Source organism: Vibrio sp. (assembly GCF_038138445.1).
Taxonomy (GTDB): Bacteria; Pseudomonadota; Gammaproteobacteria; order Enterobacterales; family Vibrionaceae; genus Vibrio.
In genome coordinates this window covers 26,730-46,134 of sequence record NZ_JAYQDQ010000027.1, presented here as the reverse complement: position 1 = coordinate 46,134, position 19,405 = coordinate 26,730, and the positions used below count along the sequence as shown (strand labels likewise).

Sequence of the window (19,405 nt, the reverse complement as noted above, 5' to 3'; positions counted from 1 at the left end):
CACGTACGGTTCTTAGGAGGGCGGCATCTGGTAACAGGTGTCGCCTATCCGACAGCTATATCATGCTCTGGACATACAACTGCCACCATTTCCTCATCCGATAGATAATCTGTCTCCAAATCCTCAGGGACGTCATGGCCATCAATAACCCCTATATCTAACTCACCATCCAAAAGCATTTGACGAATAGAACGGGTTCCAGCATCGACTAGCGTAATTTTTAAGTTCGGATAATGTGCTTTGAAGGCCATAAGGACTTGTGGAAAAAAATAAGAGCCCATCATACTTGGCGCTCCAAGCCTTACTTCTCCTTTTTCAAGACCTCTTAACTCATCGATAGCCAGCCTTGCATCATCAATGTGTTGCAATATGCGTTTAGCATGTTGATACAACACCTCCCCCTCATCTGTTAGTGAAACCTGTCTATCATGTCTACGAAACAGCTCAACCCCCAACTGCTGCTCAAATTTTTTTATCGACATACTTAGAGCTGGTTGAGCAATGTGAAGTTCGTGAGCCGCTTGGGTGAAATGCTTTAATTCAGCCACCGCAACAAAATGCTTTAGATGTTTCGTATCCATCACCTCTCCATAAGTAATATATATTAACTCTATATAGTTAATATATTTTATTAATCGCATTTTCACTGATATTTTGATCACAGTAATAGGTGTTTTTAGTGAGGTAGTTCATCCTATGATTGCTATTGGAACCAAGGATTATCAGCGGGTCATTATCACTCTTGCTCTCGGCTCTTTCGTGGTTTTTTGTAACCTATACCTATTCCAGCCGATGCTGCCTCATATGGCGCAGCATTTCTCCGTGACGGAAACTCAAATTAATTGGTTATTCGCCGCCACAACACTTGTCTTATCCGTTAGTTTGGTACCTTGGGCGGTGGCATCAGAATCCATTGGCCGCAAGAAAGTCATGATATTGGGTCTGCTTGCCATGCCCCTCGTCTCGATAGGCATGTTGCTACTACCATCTCTAACTGGTCTGGTAGTCATGAGAGCGCTAATGGGTATAGCAATCGCTGCTTTTGCATCCGTCGCGGTGGCCTACATGGCGGAAGAACTCTCTACTACTGCTTTTAATCAGGCGATTGGTGGATATATAGCGGCAAACTCTCTTGGTGGTATTAGTGGCCGAGTTATTGGTGGGGTGCTTACCGACTCCTTGGGTTGGGAACAAGCGGTAATGACTATGGCAGCTATTACACTCATTGGTGCTCTGCTGGTGATGATCTTTCTGCCCAAACAAAAGCATTTTAGTCCTCAACGTGGTTTGTTGAGGTATCACAACCGCGCGGTAATCAAGCACCTAAAAAATAAAACCCTTATGCTCGCTATGCTAATTGGCGGTGTAAATTTTGCTCTATTTGTCAATCTCTACTCGGTTATGGGGTTTCGTTTGGTCGAAGCTCCGCATTTTCTTCCGATCGGATTAGCTTCATTGATCTTCCTCTGTTATCTACCTGGGACGATAAGCTCTAAGCTCACTTCCATCTGGTGCCTTCGTTACTGCCCTATCAGTGGAATGATGATTGGTACAGCAATCAGCTTTATTGGTATGATCGTCGCCTACTTTGAAAGCATACCGCTGATGATTATTGGGCTCTGCTTCATTAGTTTTGGAGCATTCTTCACCCACACCTTAGCCTATTCTTGGGTGAGCCAGAAAGCCACAAATGCCAAAGCAACAGCGACGGCTTTATATCTAGTCCATTATTATGTCGGTGGAAGCTTAGGCGGCTTCTTACTTATCTATTGTTGGCAACATGGCGGTTGGTTGATGGTCATGGGAGGAGGTTTACTTCTCTACCTCACTATATTTGCACTTTGCCACCAACTAAAAAAAGGCTCTATTACTGGTTCCAGAACCGTTCATTTTAACCGCTTACAGCAATGAGCTGAATCTGCTATTCTTAGCTACCAAAATAAGTTCACTACTACAATGATACCTACAGATTCAAATCTTATTACTCAGCAAGTAAATCAGTGGCTCAATGATGTCGTTATTGGCCTCAACTTATGCCCCTTTGCCGCTAAGCCGCAGCGCAATAATCAAATTAAAATATTCGTTAGCCAAGCTAGAGAAGAACAAAACCTTTTGGAGGACATACTGACCCAATTAGTGGAGCTGGAGCAGAAATCAGCAGAGGAGTTAGAAACAACGCTTGTTGTAGTCCCTAATATGCTTAGCGATTTCGATGACTACAATCTATTCATTGATTGGGTTGAAGCTCTTATTCGTCAGCAAAAATGGCAAGGTGTTTTCCAACTCGCCACCTTCCACCCTAACTATTGCTTCGCTGACACAGAACCAGAAGATGCAGAAAATTTAACCAACCGCTCGCCATATCCTATCTTCCATCTTATTCGGGAAGACAGCATGGAAAAAGTGCTCAAACACTACCCAAATCCTGAATCAATTCCTGATACAAATATTCAAAGAGTGGAGAATCTCTCTCAAGCCGAACGGATTAAACTATTTCCATATTTATTTAGATAAGTCTGGGGTATATGTGCTCTAGTGACACTAAACATTAAGATAAAATTTGGCTTTAGTTTGTGACGGTTATAATTCGATCGCGGCCCTGCTTTTTCGCTTCGTAAAGAGCAGTGTCAGCGCGGTCAATGAAGTACTCAAGTAGAGTTCTTTTACACTCAAGATCTTTCTTTTTAGCAAAGTCAAAGTGACAAACACCAATCGATATCGTAATTGGATCTCTGTCTAATACAACTTCAGAAACAGATTGATGGAGATTTTTAAATATTTGCTCTCTCTCATCAACACTGCGCTCAGGCAGCCACACGACAAATTCCTCTCCACCGAAACGAGCAATAAAATCTGAATCTGCCAGCCTTGATTTCAACGCTTGAGCGGTTTTTTTTAAAACATCATCGCCTATTTGATGCCCATATTTGTCATTAACCTGCTTGAAGTGATCAATATCTAAGACTGCTATAGAGCCCTTACCATCTGCCAAAAGCAGTTGTTCAATATCAGCGTGTATCGTCCTAAACATATTATGCCGATTAGCCACACCAGTAAGGGCGTCGTGATAAGCCTGATATTCAAGCTTATTATTAAGCTCTATCAAACGCTCTTCCTGTTTACGCCGAATCAACTCAACCTCTACCCATGAAGCCATAAGCTTAAGCGTATCAATGTCGGTATCAGCAAAACTTCTGGGGTAAGGTGTCGCAGAAGAAAAGTTCAGGGTACCAAATACCTCATCGTCATAAAATATGGGTATACCAATATATGATTCAAGTCCAAACGCAGCATAAGCTGGATGCTTAGCATACCTATCGTCATTTCCCATATTTTCAATCGCAACAGGACCAAAAGAACTACAGGTAATTTGGCAATAGGTAGCATCATAATCAAATGTATCACCGGAGTTGAGCTCTACACCCTCAGGCGTTACACAGTAGAGTACTGTGTACACGTCCTTTTCAACACGCGACAATATACCAATATCTAGGTCAAAACGTTCTAAGCCAAGCATAATGAGTTGGGTGATTTGAATATCAAAACCTTTCTGGTAGTCATTGGTGATCTGGTACAAACGTCGGATTAGTGTTTCGCTAGTTGCTACCATCTCAATCCCTATTTTGGTTAGATGCGACGTATCTTTATTAACCTCATTACCAATAGATTAGCATATGCTATTCTTCTTGGTATGGCCATTACGCTATTTATGTGAGGCTTTAATGGCACCTTTACTGGCGCTTTGATACTATGGAGGAAATTTTTCGTATTTTGGTTTTATCATGCGCTTATCTAAACTTACTCAAGACATTTTCGATCATCTCTATCGTGATATTACGGAGTTTCGTACTACTTTTGACTTACCCGTTGATAGCCCTGATACCTTAGATTCCCAAGCCGATATATTGCATACCTCTCTTGCCATTGAGGAACTGACCGAGCTGGCAGAAGCAGATAACAAAACTGAGCAGGCCGACGCTATTGTCGATAGCGTTTATGTGTTGATGGGGCGTTTAGTACACTTAGGCAATGAAACGATAGAGTCCAACCTTGCTATTACATATCTCATCGACCTGTTGTTCAACGTCGCCGAAAACCGTGGTATTAATTTTATTTCATGTTGGGACGAAGTCCACTCTAGCAATATGAGCAAAGTTTGCCGCAGTGAACAAGAATATTCTGATACCGAGTCTCATTATGCTAAGCAAGGTATTAAATTGATGGCAGTTCAAAAAGGCGATTACATCATTGCTAAATGTGCCGAAGATTTTGTGTCTGATTCAAAGACAATACGCCAAGGTAAAGTGTTAAAGTCTGTCTACTATCGTCCAGCAGACTTAGCGCCACTAACTGCATAACATACGCTTCAAGCTACCCTAATATTCTCCTTCAAAACATACTGGGGTAGCTTAAGTTAATTAAGTGAAAACCAAGACTGATTGGCCATTAACCTCAGTTTTTTCCACACTAGTTTTAAATACCCGAGACAGCTCATTAGGATTACATACATGCTCTACTGGGCCATACGCTTGCATCACTCCATTCTCAAGTAACAAGGCATAGTCTGCGTTTCTTATTGTGCGATTAAGATCGTGATTGGACATAATGACCGATATTCCCATATCCGCCACCTTACGAATTAATCTATACAGGAAAACCTCTTGTCCAATATCAAGCGCAGCAGCGGGTTCATCGAGTATAAGTAGCCTGGCATTAGGATTGAGTGATGGCCAGATCTGAAGGCATATCGCACACAGCCTTACTCGCTGCCACTCGCCGCCAGATAATTCATGTATTGAACGATGCAATTTATCTGAGATTTGAAGCAGTTCTGTTAGCTCTTGAATAACAGACTCAGCAGTCTTTGTAACAATCTGATGAGCCTGCGGAAGCGATAATGATAGATAAAATGACACATCGAGATTAAATGCTGGGCGATCATGCTGGCTTAAAAATGCACGGCTCATGGCCAAGGTGTCTAGCGAACTTGATCCTACATTGAGATCATCAATAAATGCATCACCATCAAAATCCAATAGTCCAGCGACAGAGGCTAATAAAGTGCTTTTACCACTTCCATTTGGCCCAATAACATGCAGAACTTCCCCTCTACTCAGACCAAAAGACAAGGGTAAAAGACGGGTATCTAGAGATAAATGATCAATGCGAATCATGATGCTTTACCAGTATCCAAATAAATATTGGCGCACCGATACTTGTGGTGACCACCCCCAAAGGAAGCTCAGCTGAGTTTAAAGCGGTACGAGCAATAATATCAGCACACACCACTAATACCGCGCCCATAATTGCAGATATCGGTAACAAATATCGATTTTGTGCACCTAATGTCAATCTAACCATATGGGGGACAATCAAGCCCACGAAACCAATAACTCCGCCTAATGCTACAGCACCACCGACTAAAACTGATACCGAAAGAATAAGCTTCCAACGAATGGTATAAACATCTACCCCAAGCTGTTTAGCATGCTGTTCCCCCATCATGAGCTTATCTAGTACTCGACCTTGAATACACAACCAAACTAAGACAGGTAACAAAAATAAAGTAAGCAGATGGTGATACCAACTGGCACCACCAATTCCCCCCATAAGCCAATACATAAGTTGGCGTAAGCTCAAATCATCACTAAAGTAAAACGCCCAAGTGACGATAGCACCAGTGAGAATACCTAGCGTAACACCAACCAACAATAAACGCGTTGTGGTGAGCTTCATGACTGTCGCGACAGAGACCAAAAATATCGTAAACAACAAAGCACCAATAATTGCGGCAATCATAAAACCAATCGGTGTCGCCCATGCTGGCCAAAGAAAAAGAAGAAGAACCATGACAACGCTTGCTCCACCAGATACTCCTAAGACTCCAGGTTCAGCAAGAACGTTACCTAATAGCACTTGTAGAACTCCACCTGAAACCGCGAGAGCACTGCCAATAACCATTGCAGCAAGCAACCTAGGAAACCTCAATTCAGTAATGAGCTGCGTTTGAATAGTCGTTAAATGTGAAAACGGTGAAATAAAGATATCACCAACCATAAGATGGACAGCAGACACAGCAACAAGGATGGCTAAAGACACCAAGGTGAAGCGCTTCCAGCGAATATGTTGATGGTTAAGAAGTTGGCTTAAGTGCATTAGATTCAAGCTTTAAGAGCCAGTATGGCTGAGTATATACAATAATCGCTCAACCATACCCTGACAAAAGCAAAATAGAAAGCACGTGTTGAAACCTAGACATCAATCGTAGACAAGCTGACCAGATTCAAAGCGTGTTTTGACTGGGCAAACCATAAGAGCAGCTCTTTGGCCAATAGCCACATGTCGATTAGGAAAAACTATCGCTTCACCTTCATTTTTAGCCATAAGCGGTTTATCGCCGTCATGACCAAATACCTCTCCATGTTTAAACGCAGTAAAGTTCGCCACATCGTCATCGAAAAGAAATTTAAAGTCATCATTAAGTCGAACGATAGTCCGACTCACTCGGTACATAACTGGCTGACGTGGCAAGTGCTCTGATTCACTTGAGGCTATCAAATCACGTGTCGCCAACTCAAATGCGGCCAGTTTATTAAGGTCATTATCGCCAATGCGAGACACCTTTCCTAATTCTACCGTAAGCGCCTGCGCTGCATAATTCTCTGCACTATACCAACTGAAGGTACTCGATGGTGCATTTGAAAACATCATGGCATCCAAGTGGGCGTTCGCAGAAAAATCCATCAGTGCTTTACTTCGAACTGGATAACGTGTTTTGGGGCTTACACCGAAGGTATAATGCTTGGAAGAACGGATAGCACAGTGTAAATCTAAGTGCCAACGTTTGTCTTGCGGTGTATTTTGGTAAAAAGAGGCCACAACTTGTTTTAAATTCTCAGCAATTACTTGCTCTTTTGTTGCTGGGTGTTCTTTATCGTCAAACAAACGATTGAGATTCATCTCAATAAAGCGGGTATGTTTATTGGTCGACTCAGGATGAGCCACGATAAACAATAAGCGTTCTTTAACTGGCTGAAACCCTGTTTGAATATCTGAAACAATTTTATCAACGAGCTCCATAGGCGCAGTTTCATTGCCGTGGATACCACAAGACATAATAATATGTTTACTGTTTGCATCTAATTCAGATGGAATGACCTCTAAAACCCCGCGCTCATGGAGTTTAAACAAGGTGCCGTTAGCAACCGTCATCTCACCCGCTAACATGGGTTGGTCTAGATCTAGGCTGTCAAAAAGAAAAGATTGGCGAAAGAGGTTTTTCGTCATGCGCTACTCCTTTATTGCACAGCGAGCATGTTAATAAATTGTTGAATAAAATTATGTTGACATGATCTCAGTTATAGAGAGAAAAGTCATATTTATTAATAAAATTGTGCCGTATCACCGTATGTCACTCGGCACAAAGTAAATGAAGAGCTAGCGACTCTCACCGATAAACCTTACAAATCGGGCGAAGAACCAGCTTATTGTTAATAATATCACATTTATAGTGAATGAAACTCCACTGTAAAAAATTGAGACTATCTCTCATTATTTTGAACACAACTGCATAATATACATACTAAAAGATGAAAAAATAGACATTATTATCATTATGATAATCAAATTGACGACAAAATTAAGACCTTATTGAGTTTTTTGCTATCGTTTGAGATGGATACAAGCTCATAATGCTGTAACCTATTGAAATTTATAATACGACTTATTTGATGGCACAAAGCCTGCCTAATCCGCAGAGCAAAGTTTGTTCGTACATGGAGGTTTGTATGTTTGCCAATCAAAAACCGAAGAGACAGAAACACCCAAAACCAACTTCTAAAACACCAAAACGTATTCCATTCTCACTCATATAACGACTGAAGTATTTAAAGGCCTCGATAGCCGAGGCCTAAAAAACTCTCAACCTCAAATATGGATCACAGATTTTTATCTCATGTTGATAGATTCTCTACCCATCAAAAAGGTTGTTGAGGACATAGTCATTGTCTAAAGAAAAAGAGCACGCAATAATGATAGCTGGGGCAACTGGTTTGATTGGCACCGAATTGATCAAGCAGATGCTCGAAGCGGCTCCAATCACACATATCTATGCCTTGAGTCGACGATCCCTGCCATTTTTTCACCCAAAACTTGAAGTGATAAAAGATCCCCAGTTGCAAGTAAAAAATTGGCAACCCGAAAATCCATCACCAAAATACGGTTTCATTTGTCTTGGCACAACTATAAAGCAAGCTGGCTCCAAAAAAGAACTAGAACGTATCGACTATCATTTGGTCTGTGAAGTCGCCCAAACCATGAAACTTTTAGGGGCCACACAGATTGCTGTGACTTCAAGCTACGGCGCCTCTCCACACGCTATTTCTCACTACTTACGTTGTAAGGGGAAAATGGAAATGGCAATTGAACGTATGGGATTTAACCATGTAACCTTTGTTAGGCCTGGGCCTCTGGTTGGGTTAAGAGACACGCCGCGAAAAGACGAAGCTGTTATTCAATTAGTCCTCAAATCAATACGTCCATTGATGTTTGGCAAACTGGCTAAACTGATTCCGATTCAAGCAAGTGAAGTTGCTAAAGCAATGCAATATAGTGTCTTTTCTGATTCCAAGCCTAAGATACGAACACTCGACAGCATTCAAATACGAAGCCTCATCAATCAATATCAATAAATAAAAGCTGGTTAGATTGTACAAAAAAGTACTCTTCTGACTGGTTAATAACTTATTGTTATATGTCATACCCAATATTCATTTCATTGCGACTTGGCAATTCATTATCGTTGATTACAGCATCAAATGTTGTCATCAATTTCTTAAATAAAGGCTACCTTCTATGTCACTCGAATCTATCGCTTCTTTGGCGATATTTGTCGCGATTCTTGTATTTATTATGCGACAGCAAAACAAAGAAAACAGTTTGTCTCGATTAGTTTTACTTGGTTTAGTCACAGGTAGTGTGTTTGGACTTGTACTCCAGATTACCTTTGGCCAAGAGGTTCATGTAATCAACCAAACACTTGAATGGATTAATATTGTCGGCAGCGGCTATGTTAGTTTATTAAAAATGGTTGTCATGCCACTTGTGCTTGTGTCCATGATATCCGCAGTCGTTAAGTTAGAAAATGGCGGCTCACTCGGAAAGATTTCTGGCTTAGCCATCTCAATATTACTCGCTACCACCGCGATTTCGGCATTAGTTGGTATCATGATTACACAAGCTTTTGGACTAACAGCACAAGGTTTAGTCGAGGGAGCCAGAGAAACTGCCCGTATTGCTGTTCTGGAAAACAGGGCTGGCGCCGTTAGTGATCTTACTATCCCACAAATGTTAATTAGCTTTATCCCAACCAACCCATTTGCCGATCTTACAGGAGCACGTTCGACATCCATTATTGCAGTCGTCATATTCGGGGTTCTTACTGGTATTGCTGCACGTAAAGTCATGATCGAAAAACAGGAACTTGAAGGACCGATAAGCTTATTTGTTGATGCCACTCAGTCTATCGTCATGCGACTTGTAAAAATGATTATGGCACTCACGCCATACGGAATTGCGGCATTGATGGCAAAAGTCGTGGCCACCTCAAGTGCCAATGATATTCTTAACTTACTTGGCTTTATCATAGCGTCTTACGTGGCAATAGCACTTATGTTCGTTGTTCATGGAGTTCTGGTTTCTTTCGTGGGCGTAAGCCCCAAAAGTTATTTTCAGAAGATATGGCCTGTCCTTACTTTTGCCTTCACTTCAAGAAGTTCAGCAGCAACGATTCCACTTAACGTAGAAGCGCAAATCAACAAGCTGAACGTTCCACCAGCGATTGCTAATCTATCTGCATCATTCGGAGCTACCATAGGGCAAAACGGTTGTGCCGGTATCTACCCTGCCATGCTTGCAGTTATGGTCGCACCAACTGTAGGCATTGATCCTACAGATATACACTTTATTTTATCTCTTATCGCGATCATCGTAATCAGTTCATTTGGGATAGCTGGTGTTGGTGGCGGTGCTACCTTTGCTGCACTCATAGTGTTACCAGCTATGGGGCTTCCTGTCACCATCGCGGCCCTACTTATTTCCATCGAGCCACTCATCGATATGGCACGTACAGCTCTGAATGTCTCTGGCACCATAACAGCCGGAACCATTACCAGTCGGCTGATTGGAAAAGACACCACCGATGATGAAGGGCTAGAAACCCAACAAGCCTAGTTTAATCTTCCTAAGCCTCAAACTCAGTGTTCGGGGGCTTTTTTGTCACTCGCACCTGTCGATTAAGGTGACTTGTTTGGCATCCATATGATGCCTAATTCTTCAATTTGGCCTATCCTCGATACAAGAGCCCTTAACTTAGCGCCTAACGATACTGTGTATTATGCTCCGAACGCTTTATGTAACAGCATTAGTATTACTGTCCTTTGTCTCGCGAGCAGGTCTACCTTTATACGACCCTTGGGGAGAGCTTAAGTTTATGACTGAGGAATACCCGCCTCTAAACTTCACTGATGATAATGGTCGTTTAACTGGACTGTCTGTCGAGGTCTTATTAGGGGCAGCTAGGCACGCTAAATCAGGGCTTAGCAGAGAAGACATTCTAGTATTACCTTGGGCAAGAGCTTACAAAGATACACTAAGACGAAAAGGCAGCATACTATTTGCAACATCACGCAAACCTGAAAGAGAATCTTTGTTTTTGTGGGTAGGCCCTATATCCAAAGGGACACCTTCTTTTCTTATTGCGAGAAAAACCAGCAGCATAAATATCATCTCAGATGCCGACCTATCCAAATACCGTATTGGAGTGATCAGGGGAGACAGCTTAGAAAAACGCGTCGAAAAACTGAAAGTTCCAGAAGCAAACATCATACGTTCGCACGATGCCGCGCTACTAGCTCAGCAACTTGTAAAAGGGCGCATCGATCTCTGGGCTACAAATTGGAAAGGCGCTGAAGCACAATTAAAAGAACTCAATGTTTCCCTCAGCCTGATTGAGTCCGTATATCAGTTCAAATTTAATGATAACTATTTCGCGGTAAACAAAACCACACCGATCGAGGTCGTCAACCAAATGCAAGCCGCGCTAGATGAATTTAAAAAAACACCTGAATATCAAGCATTGGTTGATAAATTTAAGTAATTATCTAAATTCAATTAATCCCCTCCTGACTGAGAAAACTGCTTCCTTCACTTACCAACTGATATACAATGTCCATGGTGAAAAATCACAAATACAGAGCAATAAGCCAATGAGTAACAAAGAACAACCAACATTTTTCTTTTTTGACTATGAGACATGGGGAACCAGCCCAGCGCTCGATAGGCCATGCCAGTTTGCAGGCGTGCGAACTGATATGGACTTCAATATTGTTGGTGAGCCTCTGGTTATTTACTGTCAGCCTCCTTCAGATTATTTGCCTTCACCGGAAGCAGCCTTAATCACTGGTATTACGCCACAAACTGCCGTTCAACATGGTTTGCCTGAACCAGAGTTTATTGCTCAAATTCACCGTCAGCTATCGGCTCCCAATACGACTAGCTTGGGTTATAACAATATTCGATTTGATGATGAAGTTACTCGCTATACCTGTTACCGTAACTTCATCGATCCTTATGCTTGGAGCTGGCAAAACGGCAATTCACGTTGGGACTTACTTGATGTTATGCGTGCCTGCCATGCCCTTAGACCAGAAGGTATCAACTGGCCAGAAAATGACGAGGGTTTTACTAGCTTTAAACTCGAACACCTTTCTGTTGCTAACGGCATAGAACACGAAAACGCCCACGATGCAATGGCTGACGTTATCGCGACCATTGAAATGGCCAAAAAGCTACAAGCCGCCCAACCCAAGCTGTTTGATTACTTTTTAAACATGCGTCATAAACGTAAGCTCAATGAGCTGGTTGACATTGTTAATATGACGCCATTGATGCATGTGTCTGGAATGTTAGGGCGCGAGTGTCAATATACAAGTTGGGTTGTGCCATTAGCATGGCACCCAACTAATCAAAATGCAGTGATTGTGATCGACTTAGCTAAAGATCCTCAGCCACTTTTTGAGCTTGATACCGAGCAGCTAAATCAGCGACTATATACTAAGCACTCAGAGCTCGGCCCAGATGAGCTCCCTGTACCCATTAAACTGATACACCTAAACAAATGCCCTATTCTTGCACCAGCAAAAACACTAACGGCTGAGAACGCAGAAATCATAGGGATCAACCGTGAACAGTGCCTGAAAAATCTTGAACTTATCAAGCAAAATCCTGAGATTAGAGAGAAACTTGTTGCGCTTTATTCAGAAGAACGAAAGTACGAAGCAAGTCACAACGTAGATTCGCAGCTATATGATGGTTTTTTCTCTCCTGCAGACCGCAGCTCAATGAATATTATTAAAGAGGCAGACGCAGAGAAATTGGCTTCGTTAGACATCTCTTTTAACGATCAACGTATTGCCCCACTCTTGTTTCGCTACCGAGCAAGAAACTTCCCTTCCACTCTGAGTGAAAGTGAACAACGTCGATGGGCAAGCCATTGCCAAGACTATTTTGGCAGTCACATTGAAGACTACATGCTCAATTTGGAAAACTTAGTTCACGAATATGAAGATGACGAAAGCAAACTTGTTATTTTAAAATCTATCTATAAATATGTTGAGAAGTTAGTCTCGTAAAGCACTTACTATCTGAACCCTAACGAAATGCAGGCCATTACACTATTACAATCACTCAGGCATGCAAAATCAGCACATACACTAGACAACAGCCTCTAGTGCATTTGTGTTTATAGTTAAGTTGTAATTGTTAGGCGGAACTCATCATGACAGCAACAATTCTCAAATATGTCGTCTCTATGGGGTTGATCTTTCTGTGCTTGCTCATAGGTAATGGGGTTCAATCCCTGCTTGGTACTTCCATACCCAGTAGCATTATAGGCATGCTAATTCTTTTTGTACTTCTCAGTAGTGGAATAGTTCCCTCTGAATGGGTGCGCCCTAGCGCCACTTTGTTCATTCGCTATATGGTGCTGCTATTTGTCCCAGTAAGTGTTGGTTTGATGGAGCATTTCGATGTGCTTTATGCCAATGCATTTCCTGTACTCGCCAGTGTTATTGGCGGCAGTTTTATTGTACTCATCACATTAGGCTTGATGCTTGATCGCATGCTCAAAGAGGGCAACAAATAATGTGGTTAATCTTAACCTTGGCCGTATTTTTCTCAGCCCGATGGATTAGCCAAAAGGTAAGAAATCCATTGATGAACCCACTATTGATCAGTCTTGTTGTCATCATACCTTGCCTCATTTATTTCAATGTGCCTTTTGATACTTACTATGAAGGTAATCAATGGATTAACTATCTACTTCAACCTGCTGTGGTGGCACTCGCTTACCCTTTATATGAGCAGCTACCTCAGATACGTTCTAATTGGCGTATTATTATGCTGTCATGTGTTGTAGGCAGCCTTATGTCTATGTTTACGACCACGCTTATTGCTTCCTACCTGAAAGCTGATCTGAGTCTAGTTGCCAGCCTACTTGGCAAATCAGTCACCACCCCGATCGCAATGGAAATTTCAAGCCATCTCGGCGGAGAGCCATCTATTGCTGCTATCTTGGTTATGTTGGCGGGTTTATTTGGGGCAATTTGTGCTTATCCCATCTATGGTCTGCTTAATATTACTCACCCTATTGCAAAAGGGTTGACAATGGGTACTGTATCTCATGCACTTGGAACAGCCACCTGTGCCGAAAAAAATGGTCAAGACGCCGCTTTTAGTTCCCTAGCCTTGGTTCTATCGGGTGTTATCACGTCAATTATTTCACCGTTATTTTTTGCGCTTGCGATCTGGCTAGCGGCATAGATTTAGCCATAAGGATTTAAATTTCGTTAATTTTGATATGAATTACCATTTACATCTACGCAATCGTTACCCTGTGTGAGATCACTCAAATAGTGCAATTTTCATTTAAATTACATCAACAAAAGTGACTATTGTCACAGTAAAATTTCCCTTGTAACATAAAATGATCTACCGCATCAAAATTGGCCACTCTTTAAAAAGATCTTGTGGCACTTAGATGTTCAACAATGTCACAACAAGGATTTACAATGAGAAGCCGCCTTGAACATGCACTCGCAGAAACATCAGCGAACATTGCAGACTTCCTATCTCCTATTTTATTAGCGGATGACTTTGATGCCACTTTATCAAAAGAGCAATATTTAAAGCTTTTGGATTTATCGGGACTCCCTGATCAAGACTTGAGAGTTGCCTTGCTCCCTTTCGCCGCAGCCTATGCGTATGCTTCTATCTCAAATTTTTATGTCGGTGCTATTGCGCGAGGATTATCTGGACGTTTGTACTTCGGCGCAAACCTTGAGATAGCTGGAACTCAACTTGGTCAGACAGTGCATGCAGAGCAATCTGCAATCAGCCATGCTTGGATGAAGGGAGAACAGGGTATTTTAGATATTACGATCAACTTTAGTCCTTGTGGACATTGTCGCCAGTTTATGAACGAGCTAATCACCGCTGATAGGCTCATGATTCAGCTACCGGCCTTGAGTGAGAAACCACTCCAAAACTATTTGCCAGATTCTTTTGGTCCCGCAGATCTTGGCGTGACTTCTGGTTTAATGGCTGACACTGATCACCAACTTGTATCTGAACACAATGATGAAATGATTGCATCGGCGGTTGCTGCGCTAAATAAAAGCTACGCACCTTACACAAACAACCATAGCGGAGTAAGTATTAAAGTTAAGGATGGCAAAATTTATCAAGGTGCTTACGCTGAAAATGCCGCATTCAATCCTAGCCTACCTCCGCTGCAAGTCGCGCTTTGTCAAATCCTTCTGGATGGGAAATCATTCAATCAGATAGAATCTGTAGCATTAGCAGAAAAGTTAACAGGTGCATGTAGCCACCTAGATACAACACAATCTACTTTAGAAACCATCAATCCCGATATCCCTCTTAGCTATTTAGCTATTTGATAACCAATTGGGTAAAGGTGGTTACAAAAACGCCTTTACCTAATTAATCAAACATCAAAAAACGACCTAGCATCAATCTCCAAATCACATGGTGCTATTGCCTTTTCAATCTTGTAACGTTTGTCTTTTAAATCAACAAACTTAACATCGATAAACCTTTTATACTTGCGCGAGTAAAAGCACTTTACTTCTGGCTTTAAGGGTTCACTTATATTTGATGTCCAAACAATTCCTACTTTTCCATCGTTTAACTCAACAATGGCTCCAACTGGGTATACTCCGACACAATTTATGAACTTATAAACTAAATCTTTGTCGAGATGAAAAGGTGTCAAAGAGAGTAAAACCTTGAACGCATCAGCCGAGCTCATCCCTTCTTTATAACAGCGATCTGCTGTCAGCGCGTCATAAATATCAACAATACAACTCATACGCCCATGCAATGGGATTTCATCCCCCTTAAGTCCATTAGGATAGCCTTTTCCATCAAGCTTTTCGTGGTGCATCAAACATACATCACGACTTATAGGGCTAATACCTGACACTTCAGAAATAATTTGCTCCGCATACACTTGGTGCAATTTCATATGTTCAAACTCTTCTGGTGTCAGTTTTCCTTTCTTGTGTAAGACCTTATCATCGACTTTTATTTTACCGACATCATGGATAATACCACCTATTGCCATGTCCTTAAGCATATCACTTGGCAAACCTAAGAATTTGCCAAATGTAACGAGCAAAGTCGCAACATTGACCGAGTGTTCAAGTAGATATTCATCCTTGTTTCTTAAAGCCGACACACAATGAAGGGCATCCGTATCATCAAGGGCTTCACTTATCAAATCTTCTGCCCAGCGTTCAAGATCAGGGACAATAAGCGCTGTATCATCGAAGGTTTCATGTAGAAGCTTGTTAGCTAATTCTCTTGCATCACGTATTATCTTTACGGCTGTTGACTGTCTCACCTTACGACTCGAGAGCTTACGTTTAACTGTCGTCACCATACGCGGAGTGTTATCAGACAAGCCATCTGCAACAGGGTTAAAAACACTACCCTCTATAGAAAGACTCTGATCTACCCAGGCGAATTTAATTCCGCTACTTTCTAGCTGCTTAATCGCTTTCTTGGACGACACCCTCCCCGCATTGGCTAGATGTACACGCTCACTATCCTCAATCGCTGTAACAAACATCCCAACAGTAAGCGTATTGATAGGTATTTTTATCGAGTTGTCTGGATCAAACTTCATCTAATCACTTCACCAGTTGATAATAATGATATAAATGTAATTTAAATTATAAACTCAATTTATTTCACTCACTGGAAAGTTATGGTGATCCAAGTAAAGATGTTCGGTTAACTTCCGTACATTAAGGGAATTAGGCAGTCGAATGAGTCAGAATCTCATCCTCGCGGCAACTCAACAAACACCTGTCTGTTGAGTTTCAATTGGATTATAGATACCTGTTATTCAATGGTGCTACATAAACATGTAGCTGTCCCAAAATCAGCAAATCGGCTGGTGAACTGTGTTCCATTAGGCTTGGTATCATCATAGTTAACTTTGAGCACTCTGGGCTCACCCGTGGATGCATCAATTAAGCTGATCGACTGATCTGAGTTAATTGTAAGCAATACATCATTGGTAAACTTATTAGGCTCTTCCCAGTACCACACTTGAGTATTAGGTGCATAATCATCACTACACTGGTCACTAAGCCTAAGTTGTTCCTCTTCTGTATCCAAACAAAGATCCAGATTTGCAACACTGCGATAACGTTTCTCTTGATCATAAACAAAGGCTTGTAACTTACTGCCTTCTACACACGGCTTGAACGATAACTGATAATTTGGTTCTGCTGTTAAGCACATTGCCTCATCTTGACTCAAATACACCGACTTAATTGTTACAGCGTCACTCCCTAAGAACCATGGACTATCCCAGTCGACCAATATAGTAAACTCATCACCGTAATCTCGCTGTTCAAAATTTCGATCTTCTCGCCAACTAGGGAGTCTTCCTGATGAGTACAATTCATTAGAAATGATGTACCTTCTACCCAGAAACATTCGATTTTGACCAAACAAAGCGAGCGTACTTATCTTTGAGCGAATACTGATTGTTGAGAAACCAGTTACCTGAGGTTTAGCCGCTATTTTGGCAACAAAGTCTGGACGTAGTCCTTGTAAAGAAAGAGGGTTTCTATCCTTAAGCTTATTGAAGTTCCATGGCTTATCCATTGACGTTGCCCAATCCCAACACCAACCATCTGCAGTACCTAAACTACAAAAGCCTTCTTCAGGCTCCAAATGAGAGCCATAAGTATTATTGAGATATTTAAGTTGATAGCCATCTCGGTGAGCTTCGGTTTTTAACCCAAATTGCTTACTACTATTAATTTGATATTTATTCGTAAGGCGATATTCAATATTTTGAATTGGTAGTTTTGGAGCAAGGCCCAAACCAAGCTTAATAGAAGAAGTGGTTTCTTTCTCAATCCGAGTATCTGTTTGGTCTTGCATCTTAGGCTCAAGATCATTAAGGTAAATATCACCATTATCTAAACGTTGACTTTCGTTAAGTCTAATATCAATGCTCGCTGAATCTATATACTCACGATAAACATAACTAGTGTGACTATTTTTTTTCCAAGAAGCATAAACATCTTCTTCATTACCCATATTAATTCCAGCACCCTCATCTAAGATGATTTCAACAAACTTGTCTTTATCACCAAACTTATAAAAATACGGAGATTTTCTATAGTATCTGACTTTAAATTTTAAGTTTGTATTACCTCTGCCATCTCTACCAATAGAGAATCTACGATGAAAAGCGAATTCAATAACCTGTGAATTATTAATGTTTGTACTGGCTCGCTCAGCTTTTAATAGCTTGTGTTCCCTTTGATTAACAATACTACTAATATAATCTAAATCTCTTTCTTCCATTATATATATTTGACGAAGACTTATGTTTTTGGGGCTAGTGATTAAGGTATAGGGAGAGCTAAAACCAATACCTAGGATCTTGTTGGTAAACACTTGCCTTTCATTAGAAGAAATGTTGACTAAATCGAGGAAATAATAGCTACATTGATCTGGATACTCACTTTCATATCCAAATAGAGTGCACCTCTCTATATCAAGACTACTCTTATCGTCTTGAGAATGAACCTGGTGAGTAGAAAACACTAACATAATTAGTATAATAAGTCGGCTAAGATATTTAATCATTATTGTTTTCTCTAATATATATTTCTGTGTTACTCAAAAATATACTTGGAGAAAACATCCATCAACAATTATTTAACATCTCAGATCACATATGAACAAATCTATATTATTATAAAAATATAGATTGTTATTTACAATAAACAATATAAGGAATTGTATATACTTTATTCTACTTAACAAAAACACTCTATTTAATTAATAGTTAGACGAAATTTATCGCTACGCATAGTTGAATATTTTGGTTTAACGATATTTAACTTTTTAAGAATGGAATCTTCAAATGAGTCATGGAGTTATATGACTCATTTGATAAAAATCTCATATTTAACTTTCTATTAAATACACTTCTTCAGCAAACCTAGAAAGTCCATGTTTCACAACTCGTGGGTGTGTTAACTCAGCTTCATCTCGGTGAAGCTTTGAGATTTTAAATTCTGAAAACAGTCTTTTTACCTCATGTTCTGTGACTGAAAATGGTGGGCCCGCCATTTCTTCCTGTTGGTATTCGGTAGTAATCAGTAGTAGACGCCCTCCGACTTTAAGTAGGCCTTTTATCCGCTCAGCGTACTCAAGCCTCATTGATTCAGGTAGGGCTACCAAAGCTGCACGATCATAAACTATATCAGCTGGCTCTATCGGGGCAGTAAAAATGTCACCGGTATAAATGGATAGCTCATCAAACTGATATAAATCGTGCTGACCATTGACTGACGTCACCATAGGTGTATAGAAATGCTCTGCAAAAAAAGAACGAACTGCAATTTCACTTAATTCAACACCCTGAATATGTGTATGTTTAGTTGCAAGCCAGACTAAATCTTCAGATTTACCACACAAAGGCACAAACACTCGATCAGATCGAATTGGCTTAGTCATAGGCCAAAATTCGACAAGCAACGGATTGACATCTTCCAGATGAAAACCAATTTTATTTGCTGCCCATCGACTATGCCAAAACTCTGGATCTTTCATCCTCTTCCCTCTTGTGATTTTCAACTTCCCTAGCCTATCTGAAACTCTTAAACAGTGGTATCTCTTTTACTGCATCATCTGTTCAGATTAGGTTCAGGTTAGATGATTATACTTGCAGTACTTTAAGTGAAACATGTGGATGTAACTAAATCATATTTAATGAGATTTACTTCAAACAATT

The 19,405-nt window shown here is 40.9% G+C and carries 17 protein-coding genes and 1 pseudogene; 10 read left to right on the top strand and 8 right to left on the bottom strand.

Annotation, left to right across the window (positions count from 1 at the left end; translation table 11 throughout):
* Positions 1-53: 53 nt before the first annotated feature.
* Positions 54-581, bottom strand: a pseudogene (locus tag AAFM34_RS09575) (LysR family transcriptional regulator); the annotation flags it as partial.
* A 115-nt stretch (positions 582-696) separates the two neighbouring features.
* On the opposite strand from AAFM34_RS09575, the gene AAFM34_RS09570 reads away from it, so the two are divergent.
* Both AAFM34_RS09570 and AAFM34_RS09565 read left to right on the top strand, forming a co-directional pair.
* Positions 697-1,911: an MFS transporter gene (locus tag AAFM34_RS09570; RefSeq protein WP_341662233.1), complete on the top strand. Its 1,215-nt coding sequence runs from the start codon at positions 697-699 to the stop codon at positions 1,909-1,911.
* Between the two features lie 45 nt (positions 1,912-1,956).
* A complete protein-coding gene (locus tag AAFM34_RS09565) occupies positions 1,957-2,514 on the top strand; it encodes a DUF1415 domain-containing protein (RefSeq protein ID WP_341662231.1) in 558 nt (185 codons plus the stop codon).
* Between the two features lie 52 nt (positions 2,515-2,566).
* Here AAFM34_RS09565 and AAFM34_RS09560 read toward each other — a convergent pair whose 3' ends face one another.
* Positions 2,567-3,616, bottom strand: a complete 1,050-nt coding sequence (locus AAFM34_RS09560) for a diguanylate cyclase (RefSeq protein ID WP_371833267.1) — start codon at positions 3,614-3,616, stop codon at positions 2,567-2,569.
* Positions 3,617-3,782: 166 nt separating this feature from the next.
* Here AAFM34_RS09560 and AAFM34_RS09555 point away from each other — a divergent pair, with 166 nt between their 5' ends.
* Positions 3,783-4,358, top strand: coding sequence for a nucleoside triphosphate pyrophosphohydrolase family protein (locus AAFM34_RS09555; RefSeq protein ID WP_341662227.1), 576 nt, complete (start codon positions 3,783-3,785; stop codon positions 4,356-4,358).
* A 60-nt stretch (positions 4,359-4,418) separates the two neighbouring features.
* Here AAFM34_RS09555 and btuD read toward each other — a convergent pair whose 3' ends face one another.
* The 3 genes from btuD to AAFM34_RS09540 all read right to left on the bottom strand — a co-directional run bounded on the left by btuD (position 4,419) and on the right by AAFM34_RS09540 (position 7,287).
* A complete protein-coding gene (btuD, locus tag AAFM34_RS09550; RefSeq protein WP_341662225.1) occupies positions 4,419-5,174 on the bottom strand; it encodes a vitamin B12 ABC transporter ATP-binding protein BtuD in 756 nt (251 codons plus the stop codon).
* Positions 5,161-6,156, bottom strand: coding sequence for a vitamin B12 ABC transporter permease BtuC (btuC, locus tag AAFM34_RS09545; RefSeq protein ID WP_341662223.1), 996 nt, complete (start codon positions 6,154-6,156; stop codon positions 5,161-5,163). The genes btuD and btuC overlap by 14 nt, the downstream gene beginning before the upstream one ends.
* A 102-nt stretch (positions 6,157-6,258) precedes the next feature.
* The gene (locus AAFM34_RS09540) at positions 6,259-7,287 is read right to left on the bottom strand and encodes a succinylglutamate desuccinylase (protein WP_341662221.1); all 1,029 of its coding nucleotides are present in this window, start codon (positions 7,285-7,287) and stop codon (positions 6,259-6,261) included.
* A gap of 743 nt (positions 7,288-8,030) precedes the next feature.
* On the opposite strand from AAFM34_RS09540, the gene AAFM34_RS09535 reads away from it, so the two are divergent.
* From AAFM34_RS09535 to cdd, 7 genes are all read left to right on the top strand, one after another.
* Positions 8,031-8,690, top strand: a complete 660-nt coding sequence (locus AAFM34_RS09535; RefSeq protein ID WP_371833266.1) for an oxidoreductase — start codon at positions 8,031-8,033, stop codon at positions 8,688-8,690.
* Positions 8,691-8,853: 163 nt separating this feature from the next.
* Entirely contained in the window at positions 8,854-10,230 is a 1,377-nt protein-coding gene (locus AAFM34_RS09530; protein WP_341662217.1) for an L-cystine transporter, read from the top strand.
* A 163-nt stretch (positions 10,231-10,393) separates the two neighbouring features.
* A complete protein-coding gene (locus tag AAFM34_RS09525) occupies positions 10,394-11,155 on the top strand; it encodes a transporter substrate-binding domain-containing protein (protein ID WP_341662215.1) in 762 nt (253 codons plus the stop codon).
* 109 nt (positions 11,156-11,264) lie between these two features.
* Positions 11,265-12,689, top strand: coding sequence for an exodeoxyribonuclease I (gene sbcB, locus AAFM34_RS09520; protein ID WP_341662213.1), 1,425 nt, complete (start codon positions 11,265-11,267; stop codon positions 12,687-12,689).
* A gap of 146 nt (positions 12,690-12,835) precedes the next feature.
* Positions 12,836-13,201 (top strand): CidA/LrgA family protein, encoded by a 366-nt coding sequence (locus AAFM34_RS09515; RefSeq protein ID WP_341662211.1) that lies wholly within the window; start codon positions 12,836-12,838, stop codon positions 13,199-13,201.
* Positions 13,201-13,878, top strand: a complete 678-nt coding sequence (locus AAFM34_RS09510; protein WP_341662209.1) for a CidB/LrgB family autolysis modulator — start codon at positions 13,201-13,203, stop codon at positions 13,876-13,878. The genes AAFM34_RS09515 and AAFM34_RS09510 overlap by 1 nt, the downstream gene beginning before the upstream one ends.
* Positions 13,879-14,126: 248 nt before the next feature.
* Positions 14,127-15,014 (top strand): cytidine deaminase, encoded by an 888-nt coding sequence (gene cdd / locus AAFM34_RS09505; RefSeq protein ID WP_341662207.1) that lies wholly within the window; start codon positions 14,127-14,129, stop codon positions 15,012-15,014.
* A gap of 47 nt (positions 15,015-15,061) precedes the next feature.
* Here cdd and AAFM34_RS09500 read toward each other — a convergent pair whose 3' ends face one another.
* The 3 genes from AAFM34_RS09500 to AAFM34_RS09490 all read right to left on the bottom strand — a co-directional run bounded on the left by AAFM34_RS09500 (position 15,062) and on the right by AAFM34_RS09490 (position 19,224).
* Positions 15,062-16,264 (bottom strand): HD-GYP domain-containing protein, encoded by a 1,203-nt coding sequence (locus AAFM34_RS09500; protein ID WP_341662205.1) that lies wholly within the window; start codon positions 16,262-16,264, stop codon positions 15,062-15,064.
* Between the two features lie 218 nt (positions 16,265-16,482).
* The gene (locus AAFM34_RS09495; protein WP_341662203.1) at positions 16,483-18,060 is read right to left on the bottom strand and encodes a hypothetical protein; all 1,578 of its coding nucleotides are present in this window, start codon (positions 18,058-18,060) and stop codon (positions 16,483-16,485) included.
* A 516-nt stretch (positions 18,061-18,576) separates the two neighbouring features.
* The gene (locus tag AAFM34_RS09490; RefSeq protein WP_341662201.1) at positions 18,577-19,224 is read right to left on the bottom strand and encodes a thiopurine S-methyltransferase; all 648 of its coding nucleotides are present in this window, start codon (positions 19,222-19,224) and stop codon (positions 18,577-18,579) included.
* Positions 19,225-19,405: the final 181 nt, after the last annotated feature.